Origin of the sequence: Flavonifractor sp. An112 (assembly GCF_904377885.1) — a bacterium.
Classification (GTDB): domain Bacteria; phylum Bacillota; class Clostridia; order Oscillospirales; family Oscillospiraceae; genus Flavonifractor; species Flavonifractor avicola.
In genome coordinates this window covers 21,481-27,713 of the sequence record NZ_CAJFGT010000034.1, presented here as the reverse complement: position 1 = coordinate 27,713, position 6,233 = coordinate 21,481, and the positions used below count along the sequence as shown (strand labels likewise).

Sequence of the window (6,233 nt, the reverse complement as noted above, 5' to 3'; positions counted from 1 at the left end):
CGATACCAAGGCTCTGGCTGACGCGGTTCAGGTGGCCATCGACTTCGCCTCTGAGCATCCCGAGGAGACCCTGATCCTGGTCACCGGCGACCACGAGACCGGCGGTCTGACCATCGGCTTTGCCGGCACCGACTACGACACCTACCTGAACCTGCTGGAGTCCCAGAAGATCTCCTTCGCCAAGTATGACAGCGACTATGTTGCCGCCTACAAGGAGAACAAGACCTCCTTTGAGGATGTTCTGGCCGACATCGAGACCCTGTTTGGCCTGAAGACCCAGGGCGAGGAGGGCGACAAGCTGGTGCTCACCCCCTATGAGCTGTCCCAGATCAAGACCGCCTATGAGAAGAGCATCAACGAGACTGCCACCGGCATGGATGAGCAGCAGGAGTATGTGATGTACGGCACCTATGAGCCCCTGACCGTCACCATCACCCACATCCTGAACAACAAGTCCGGCGTGTCCTTCACCTCCTACAGCCACACCGGCCTGCCCGTGGCCGTGCTGGCTCACGGTGTCAACGCCGAGCAGTTCAACGGCTACTACGACAACACCGAGATCTTCAACAAGCTGGCCGGTATGCTGAACGTGCAGTAACTTTCTCTTCCCTTCCCACCCCTGTTTACAGACAGCAAAAAGGGTGCGGCTCATGCCGCATCCTTTTTGCCCATACGAAAGGACCGATCCGTTTCATGACATCCCTTCTCCTGGATTCCAATAAGCGCCGCTACTACGCGCCCCTTGCCATCTGTCTGGCTCTGATCCTCTTTCTGATCCTGATCCCCACCGGCTTTGAGGGAGCCCTGCAATATCAGCAGGCCGACCGCTGCACCGCCCTGGTAACGGCGGTGGACGACTCCGCCATCATCGACACCGGCCTGGTCCGCTCCGGTGAGCAGCGCTGCACCCTGGAGCTGCTGGGCGGTCGCTTCAAGGGCCAGACTGCCACCGGCGTCAATATGCTCAACGGCTCTCTGGAGCAGGACAAGCTCTTTGCCCCCGGCGACAAGGCCATGGTTGTGGTAAGCTACCAGGGGGACGAGATCATCTCGGTGACCATGACCGACCACTATCGCATCGGCAAGGAGGCCATCCTGGCCGGCATCTTCGCCGTGTTCCTCATTCTCTTTGCCGGACGCACCGGCGTGCGGGCCATCGCTTCCTTTGTACTGACGGTGCTCATGCTGTGGAAGGTGCTGGTCCCTCTCTACCTCAACGGCTGGAATCCCATCTTCATGGGCCTGCTGGTAACCCTGGTGCTTACCCTGCTCATCATCGCCCTGGTCTACGGCTTTGACCGGCGGTGTCTGTCCGCTGTATCCGGCGCCTTTCTGGGTGTGCTGGTGACCTGCGTACTGGGCATTCTGTTTACCGACCTGTTCCAGATCCACGGCGCAGTGATGGCCTACTCGGAAAGCCTGCTCTATGCCGGATATCAGGATCTGAACCTGACCCAGATCTTTATGGCCTCCATCTTTATCGGCTCCTCCGGCGCGGTGATGGATCTGAGCGTGGATATTACCTCCGCCGTCCATGAGGTGGTGGAAAAGCGGCCCGACATCTCACGCTGGGAGGCGGTGCGCTCCGGCATGAATGTGGGCCGGGCCGCCATGGGTACCATGACCACCACCCTGCTGCTGGCCTATTCCGGCGGCTACATCGCCCTGCTGATGGTCTTTATGGCCCAGGGCACCCCCATCTGGAACATCCTTAACTATAAATATGTGGCCTCCGAGATCGTCCACACCATCGTGGGCTCCTTCGGTCTGGTCTCGGTGGCTCCCTTTACCGCCCTCACCAGCGGTTTCCTGCTGGCTGGCCGTAAAAAACAGCTGTCCCTTGAGGAGGCGGAATAATCCGCCTCCTTTTTTGTTGAGCTCTTGCTTTTTTTCCAGTTCCGGGGTAAAATATTGGTTTGTATTAAAATAAAGGAGTGAAACCAAATGCCAGAAGAGCTGAACCCCACCATGACGCAGAACTTCATCCATGATTTCATCGACGAGGACATCGCCCAGGGTGGTCAGTTCCAAGGCATGACCGTCCACACCCGGTTCCCCCCGGAGCCCAACGGCTACCTGCACATCGGCCATGCCAAGGCAATTTTTGTAGACTTCGGCACTGCCGAAAAGTACGGTGGTCTTTGCAACCTCCGCATGGATGACACCAACCCCACCAAGGAGGACGTGGAGTATGTGGAGGCCATCCAGGAGGACATCCACTGGCTGGGCTACGACTGGGGCGACCGCTTCTACTTCGCCTCCGACTACTTTGACAAGATGTATGAGTATGCCGTGGAGCTCATCAAGAAGGGTCTGGCCTATGTGTGCGAGCTCACCCCCGAGCAGTTCAAGGAATACCGCGGCGATGTGAACACCCCCGCCCGCTCTCCCTACCGGGATCGTCCTATCGAGGAGTCCCTGGACCTGTTTGCCCGGATGCGGGCCGGCGAGTTTGAGAACGGTCGCATGACCCTGCGCGCCAAGATCGATCTGGCCAGCGGCAACTTCAATATGCGCGACCCCGTCATCTACCGCATCAACCATATGCACCATCATCGTCAGGGGGACAAGTGGTGCATCTACCCCATGTACGACTTTGCCCATCCTCTGGAGGACGCCCTGGAGGGGATCACCCACTCCCTGTGCTCCCTGGAGTTTGAGGATCACCGGCCCCTGTACGACTGGGTCATCGCCAACTGCGACGTGCCCGCCAAGCCCCGGCAGATCGAGTTTGCCCGGCTGGGCATCAACTACACCGTCATGAGCAAGCGCAAGCTGCGCCAGCTGGTGGAGGAGGGCCGGGTGTCCGGCTGGGACGATCCCCGTATGCCCACCCTGTGCGGTCTGCGCCGCCGTGGCTACACCCCCCGGGCCATCCGCAACTTCTCCGAGCGCAACGGCGTGAGCAAGGCCGCCTCCACCGTGGAGTATGCCTTCCTGGAGCACTGCCTGCGGGAGGACCTGAACCTGACGGCTCAGCGTGTGATGGCGGTACTGCGCCCCGTCAAGCTCACCATCACCAACTATCCCGAGGGCCAGAGCGAGACCTTCTCCGTGGAGAACAATCCCAACGATCCTGCCGCCGGCAGCCGTGAGATCACCTTCTCCCGCAACCTGTATGTGGAGGCCGAGGACTTCCTGGAGACCCCGGTGCCCAAGTACAAGCGTCTCTATCCCGACGGCCCCGAGTGCCGTCTGAAGGGCGCCTACCTCATCAAGTGCACCGGCTGCGCCAAGGATGAAAACGGCAATGTCACCGAGATCTTTGCCACCTACGATCCCGACAGCAAGGGCGGCGATCCCGCCGACGGCCGCAAGGTGAAGGGCGCCACCATCCACTGGGTGGACGCTGCCACCGCGGTGGACGCCGAGGTGCGGCTGTACGACAACCTGTTCACCGATGCCGACCCCGACGCCGGCGACAAGAACTTCCTGGACTGCCTCAACCCCAACTCTCTGGAGGTGCTGACCGGCGCCAAGGTGGAGGCCGGCCTGGCCAACGTGGAGGCCCCCGCCTCCTTCCAGTTCCTGCGCCAGGGCTACTTCTGCGCCGACAACAAGGACTCCAAGCCGGGCCATCTGGTATTCAACCGCTCGGTCAGCCTGAAGGACAGCTTTAAATTTTAAGGCGGTCCGCCGGGACCGCCGGGCCCCGTGCCGCCTGTATGGAGGTCATAGACATGAAATACTGGTTCCGCAACGACTACTCCTTTGGCGCCCATCCCAAGGTGCTGGAGGCAGTGTGCGCCGCCAACCTGGAGGGCAACATCGGCTACGGCGACGACAAGTACACCGCCAAAGCCAAGGACCGCATCCGTGAGGTATGCGGCTGCCCCGACGCCATGGTAGAGTTTGTTGTGGGCGGCACCCAGGCCAACGTACTGGCCTGCGCCTTCCTGCTCAAGCCCTGGCAGGCTGCCATCTGCCCCGACTCCGGCCATCTGAACGGCCACGAGGTGGGCGCTTTTGAGGCCACCGGCCACAAGATTCTCACTGTTCCCGCCTCTCCTGACGGCAAGATCGTCCCTGAGCAGCTGATACCCCTGCTGAAGCTCCATCAGGACGTACACCTGACCGAACCCGGTCTGGTGTATATCTCCAACGCCACCGAGAACGGCGCGGTATATACCAAGGCGGAACTCACCGCCCTGTACACCTTCTGCCGTGAGCATGGCCTGTACCTCTTCATCGACGGCGCCCGTCTGGGCTGCGCCCTGTCCTCTGACGCCAACGACCTGACCCTGCCTGAGTTTGCCCACCTGTGCGACGCTTTCTACATCGGCGGCACCAAGAATGGCACCATGTTCGGCGAGGCGCTGGTCATCACCCGGCCCGAGCTGACCGACGGCTTCTTCCGGATGAAGAAGCGTATGCTGGCCGTGATGGAGAAGGGCTGGATCCAGGGCGTGCAGTTCCTGGCCCTCTTTGAGGATGATCTGTATTTCAAGATGGGCCGTCAGGCCAACGAGATGGCCGCCCGCCTCCAGAAGGGCCTGAAGGCCAAAGGCTGGAAGCTGTGGGTGGAGTCCCCCACCAACCAGGTGTTCGTCATTGCTCCCAATGACAAAAAGCCGGTGCTGGATGAGGTATGCCAGTATGAGGACTGGTGTCCCTACGATGAGGACCACACCGTGGTCCGCTTTGTGTGCTGCTTCCACACCACCGAGGCCGACGTGGACGGGTTCCTCTCCGTTCTGCCCGACCTCAAGTAAAATTTGCTCTGAAAACGCCTGTGGCCTCTTGGCCACAGGCGTTTTTTACGGGGTGGTACAGTTTACCAGCCACCCATTTCTACGGTTTCAAAGTTCTCTCTGGCCAAATAACAATAGTAGTGGACAACTCCACTGGTAGCACTGGGCCCCTGTATCCAGTCCATATGATCCTCGATCACGCCTACCGTACCATCCAAACTGCTTCCCACCTCAGGCTCCAGAGCACAGACCTGATAAGTCCATCCGTATCCAAATTTCTCCTGCATTGCCCTTCCCCAATACATGGTGAAGCTGGTCAGGCTGCCTGCCATGATCAGATCATCACCTGCGTAGGGCACGATCTCAACGTCCAGACCTTCCTTCACATAAAACACATAGACAGCGCTCCAGGTTAACCGGTGGGCTCCCGTTTCCCAATCCACCACTTCTGCCAGTTCACTTACCTTGCAGGGGTATCCATCCGCCGTATAGGCAGCCACGCCCGTGATGATATCTTCTTCTATTGCATCCTGGATGGTATAGCGCCCGCCGTCCACCAAAAAGCCAGGTACCAAATCCCGCGCCAGTTCTCCTTCTTGATTATAGAAGCGGATTACATAGGGGTAATATCCAGGGATAGGCTCCAGGATGGAAGGCAGCTGATCTATGTCCACAGGGCCAGTCTCCAGCAGGCCGCCCAGATACTCCTCTTCCGCCATAATCTCTTCAGTGTCCTGATACCATTGTTCTTCTGTCTGGGAAAAGGACTCTTCACACCATTCCATAACCCGATCCTCACCGGAAGAACAGGCTGTCGCCGTACAGGCAATGCTCAGCGCCATCAGAATCATAACCACTCTCTTTTTCATTTTCTTTCCTCCTGTCATTCGGTCCATCTCGCGATGTCAATAGTAAGAGCCACCGGCATGACCTCTGGTTTTATACCAGGCAAAAAAATTTTTTATTTTTGTCTGTCTGTTCATGATCACAGCTCTCTGCTACAATAGAACTAAACCAAGAATGCCGTCGAGCTTATCAAATAAATTCTGACCGGAAGGACGTAGCCAATATGAATGGACCTTGGAACCACAACTTTGAACTGGATGACGCGGATGAAACCGAACTGCTGGAGGCATCCACCGGCTTTTCCATTCTGGAGGAGGAACAAGACAACAGTGAGATGCTGCGGGTTCTGGAGCGGCAGATCAGTACCCTTCAGGTACAGCTGGACAATCTGGAGGATGATCTGGCCCGGCTGACGGAGGAGCCCGCCGGTAACAGTTCCCAGGAGACACTGATTCTTCGTCTGAGAGACCAAGCGGACCGTTTGGCCGCCCGCATCGATGAACTGGAAGCCCAGGCAGATTCTCTGGACAACAGAATCTAAAAACACAGCCCGCAGGTACAATCTTGCGGGCTGTGTTTTTAGGTATACCGCACCATACCTAAACATAGCGATCATAAAGGGTTTCTCAGAGACAACCAGCAAAGAAATCCCGCCTTTTATGGAACTATTTGTAATTTTCTGTTGACTTCTTTTCC

The 6,233-nt window shown here is 58.1% G+C and carries 6 protein-coding genes; 5 read left to right on the top strand and 1 reads right to left on the bottom strand.

Annotation, left to right across the window (positions count from 1 at the left end; genetic code table 11):
* The 4 genes from IHN22_RS06900 to IHN22_RS06885 form a co-directional block, all read left to right on the top strand.
* On the top strand, positions 1 to 598 hold a 598-nt coding region (locus IHN22_RS06900; RefSeq protein WP_191434356.1), incomplete at its 5' end, for an alkaline phosphatase.
* A 95-nt stretch (positions 599 to 693) separates the two neighbouring features.
* Positions 694 to 1,857 carry a YibE/F family protein gene (locus IHN22_RS06895; protein ID WP_087188823.1) on the top strand — a complete coding sequence of 388 codons (1,164 nt, stop codon included), beginning with the start codon at positions 694 to 696 and terminating at the stop codon, positions 1,855 to 1,857.
* An 87-nt stretch (positions 1,858 to 1,944) separates the two neighbouring features.
* Entirely contained in the window at positions 1,945 to 3,627 is a 1,683-nt protein-coding gene (locus tag IHN22_RS06890; RefSeq protein ID WP_191434354.1) for a glutamine--tRNA ligase/YqeY domain fusion protein, read from the top strand.
* Between the two features lie 53 nt (positions 3,628 to 3,680).
* A complete protein-coding gene (locus IHN22_RS06885; RefSeq protein WP_191434352.1) occupies positions 3,681 to 4,712 on the top strand; it encodes a threonine aldolase family protein in 1,032 nt (343 codons plus the stop codon).
* Positions 4,713 to 4,774: 62 nt separating this feature from the next.
* Here the strand turns inward: IHN22_RS06885 and IHN22_RS06880 are convergent, their stop codons facing one another.
* A complete protein-coding gene (locus IHN22_RS06880) occupies positions 4,775 to 5,560 on the bottom strand; it encodes a hypothetical protein (RefSeq protein WP_191434351.1) in 786 nt (261 codons plus the stop codon).
* A 200-nt stretch (positions 5,561 to 5,760) separates the two neighbouring features.
* Here IHN22_RS06880 and IHN22_RS06875 point away from each other — a divergent pair, with 200 nt between their 5' ends.
* Positions 5,761 to 6,078, top strand: a complete 318-nt coding sequence (locus IHN22_RS06875) for a hypothetical protein (protein WP_191434349.1) — start codon at positions 5,761 to 5,763, stop codon at positions 6,076 to 6,078.
* Positions 6,079 to 6,233 lie beyond the last annotated feature (155 nt).

Bases quoted from the DNA above. Each gene is read 5' to 3' on its own strand.
- IHN22_RS06880 (WP_191434351.1), bottom strand. From the start codon at position 5,560: ATGAAAAAGAGAGTGGTTATGATTCTGATGGCGCTGAGCATTGCCTGT.
- IHN22_RS06885 (WP_191434352.1), top strand. From the start codon at position 3,681: ATGAAATACTGGTTCCGCAACGACTACTCCTTTGGCGCCCATCCCAAG.
- IHN22_RS06890 (WP_191434354.1), top strand. From the start codon at position 1,945: ATGCCAGAAGAGCTGAACCCCACCATGACGCAGAACTTCATCCATGAT.
- IHN22_RS06895 (WP_087188823.1), top strand. From the start codon at position 694: ATGACATCCCTTCTCCTGGATTCCAATAAGCGCCGCTACTACGCGCCC.
- IHN22_RS06875 (WP_191434349.1), top strand. From the start codon at position 5,761: ATGAATGGACCTTGGAACCACAACTTTGAACTGGATGACGCGGATGAA.